Here is a 2,765-nt window from a genome sequence, read left to right on the forward strand (position 1 = left end):
GAAGACCCACGGAACTTGACCGAATTGCGTCCGATCTTCGTGACGCATCAGTTCCCTGCGACGCTCGGTCCGGGCAACATCCCTGCGGGTGGTTCAGTGCAATTGTTCGCGTTGCAGTTCCGCGTCGCACTGACAGAACGCCTGAGTCTGATCGCTGTGAAAGATGGCTATATCTTGGACAATAGCGAAGGCACCCTGGACACGTTGTTGCTGGATTCTGGATGGGCCGATGTGTCAGCCGGTTTGAAATACAACCTCATTCGTGACACCCAATCAGGCACATTGTTGTCCGGTGGTTTCACCTACGAGATCCCGATGGGCAGCAAGCAATCGTCGCAAGCCGTCGGCGATGGCGAATTCCACTTTTTCGCGACGGGTGGTCAACGTTTGCTGGGTGGCAACGCTCACATCCTCAGTTCGTTTGGATGGCAATTGCCAGTCGATCAATCCGTTCAGAGCACGACTGTGCACTGGAACAATCACTTTGACGTGAAATTGACCGACCGAGTCTACTTGTTCACCGAAAACTCTTGGTGGCACTGGGTGGATGAAGCCGAAACCGGTTTGAATTTGGGTGTCTCAGGCCAAGACCTGATCAACTTGGGTGCAACCGACGTGGAAGGCAACGACTTGGTCACGCACAACGTTGGTATGAAATTCAAACCGAGCGGAAACATCGAAGCGGGTGTTGCTTACGAATTTCCCTTGACCGCGTTCAAAGACGTTTTGGAAGACCGAGTGACCGTGGACATGATTTTCCGCTATTGATCCACATCACCGATCGATCCAATGATCCAACTGGATCGATCGTTACCAAGTTTGTGAAAGCGAAAAGGGCGATGGTGATTGATTCACCATCGCCCTCGGTTGTGGCTGATCATTCCTGCCGACCTGCTCAAGGTTGGACGGTCCAGGATTCCTGATGGCTGAATTGTTCGAGAGTGCCTTGGCCGGACACCCACATCAAAGGGATTTGGAAGTAGGCGGTGCGGTAGTCACCATACAAGTCGGTGTCGAACTCGACTCCGGGATCGACGTGGTAGGTAATGAAATCGCCTGGCGATTGGCCGAAGAATCGCAATTTCGCTGGTGTGCGATCGTGAAGGATCGCGGATGAGGTGTCCAAGGGAATCCAGCCGACGCCTTGTGCGTAAAACTCCGCGATCACGTGGTACTGGTAATACGGTTGGTCGTCGACTGTTTCGCCAGGAGTGGCTGAGATCGCCCAGCGCCCCGATAGGATTCGTGCGGGCACACCTTCACTGCGCATCACGGTGGCGAACAGAGTGGACAACCCGCCACAGTCGGTGGCGTCGGATTGGCACAACAGGGATGCCGTTCTGTCTTCGCTGGGGACGTACGAATACTGGTAAGTGTGTGCCAGTGTTTGGAAGACTCGTTGGGCGAATTTGACTTCACCTTCGGTTTTTCTGCGTCGGAACCGGTTGCGGGATTTCCAGGCTTGGAAGGTTTCGGATTGGTAATCCAATTCCGGTGTCGGCATCAGAAAGTGTTCGCGGTCGGCAACCGAAAGCGGGGCAACATCATCGTTGGGTTTCGTCGCTCTCTTGTCAAAGGTCAGCGAACGGGCGAACAACTGAAGTTCATCGTCGCATCGGAATTTGGCGATGCTGCGTTGGGACTCATCCGAGACCTCGATTCGGCATCGACGAATGGAACGTTGCAAAGCGGATTTGTCTGCAACGATCTCGCTGTCTGGAGTCGTGGTCGACTGAATTCGTTTTTGGCTGGGCAAGTTCGGTGGTTCCGGCATCGCGAAAATCCATGTGTTGGCTTGCAGTGACGGCGTTTCGACCGCGAACTCGATCGTCGCTGTGACTCGTTTGGCGGGCTTTCGCACGATGGAGAATCCTCGGTTGAGCCCACTGGGGATCTTGGGTAATTCCTCGATCACTTTGGACTGAGTCGTGCCCGAAGATTGCTCAGCGGGAAATGAGTCCGCGGGAATGGGCTCGGTGGGGGCCTGGCCGAGCGAGGATGCAGGATTCAGCAAGGATGCTGCGGGAAGCAAAATCAGAACGGCGACGTGCGTCAGGCGGCGCAGAAGCATTGGCGTTGAGACAAACGAGGTCGAGGGCATCGCAGTGCTCGGTTGGGAGGGAGGCAATCGACAGGGTGACCCGTGATCATAACGGGAAGTGAGTTCACGGAAGACGGAAGGGGCAAGAGCGGGTGAGTTTCGTGGTTTCCAAATGGGGGCCCGATGGAGTCCACATACGCGTCACTCTGGAATCTGCTAGATTGTCGCTCGATGAACAATCCAGGCGAACTGCGAAGGGAACTCGAGTGAAATTGCGAATCGGATTGATCGGATTGGGCGATCAATGGCAATCCATGCATCGGCCTGCGCTCAGGATGCTGGGAGATCGATTCGATGTTCGTGCGATCTATTGCAACGTGTCCAAGTTGGCGGAATCGGCGGTCTCGGAGTTCCAAGCGGACCCGGTCGATGGCTATCAAGCCTTGGTGACACGCGATGACATCGATGCGGTTTTGGTGCTAGAAAATTCTTGGCTTCGTTTCCATCCCGCGACTGCGGCGTGTCGTGCGGGAAAAGCCGTGTACTGGGCCAGCGATTTAGATTTCGATCCTGTCCGCGACCGCGATTTCAAGACTTGCGTGCAGGATTCGGGCGTGGCGTTCATGGCGGGATTGCCACGTCGATTTTCGCCGGCGACGCTGCGTTTGAAGGAACTGATCGCGACGAATTTGGGGCCGCCGCGATTGATCTTTTGTCACAAACG

At 55.2% G+C, this 2,765-nt stretch carries 3 protein-coding genes; 2 read left to right on the forward strand and 1 reads right to left on the reverse strand.

The features are described 5' to 3' along the window. The coding region (locus ACF8AM_RS18640; RefSeq protein ID WP_392557094.1) for a hypothetical protein at positions 1-768 on the forward strand (768 nt) is incomplete at its 5' end. A 127-nt stretch (positions 769-895) separates the two neighbouring features. On the opposite strand, the gene ACF8AM_RS18645 is transcribed toward ACF8AM_RS18640, so the two are convergent. Then, positions 896-2,101: a transglutaminase family protein gene (locus ACF8AM_RS18645; protein WP_392557095.1), complete on the reverse strand. Its 1,206-nt coding sequence runs from the start codon at positions 2,099-2,101 to the stop codon at positions 896-898. Between the two features lie 206 nt (positions 2,102-2,307). On the opposite strand from ACF8AM_RS18645, the gene ACF8AM_RS18650 reads away from it, so the two are divergent. Next, positions 2,308-2,765, forward strand: a 458-nt coding sequence (locus ACF8AM_RS18650; RefSeq protein WP_392557096.1) for a Gfo/Idh/MocA family protein, incomplete at its 3' end; no start/stop codon positions are given.

Source organism: Rhodopirellula sp. JB055 (assembly GCF_043100905.1).
GTDB lineage: Bacteria > Planctomycetota > Planctomycetia > Pirellulales > Pirellulaceae > Rhodopirellula.

What these genes read in the sequence shown, in the direction of transcription:
- ACF8AM_RS18645 (WP_392557095.1), bottom strand. Translation starts at nt 2,101, where the DNA reads ATGCCCTCGACCTCGTTTGTCTCAACGCCAATGCTTCTGCGCCGCCTG.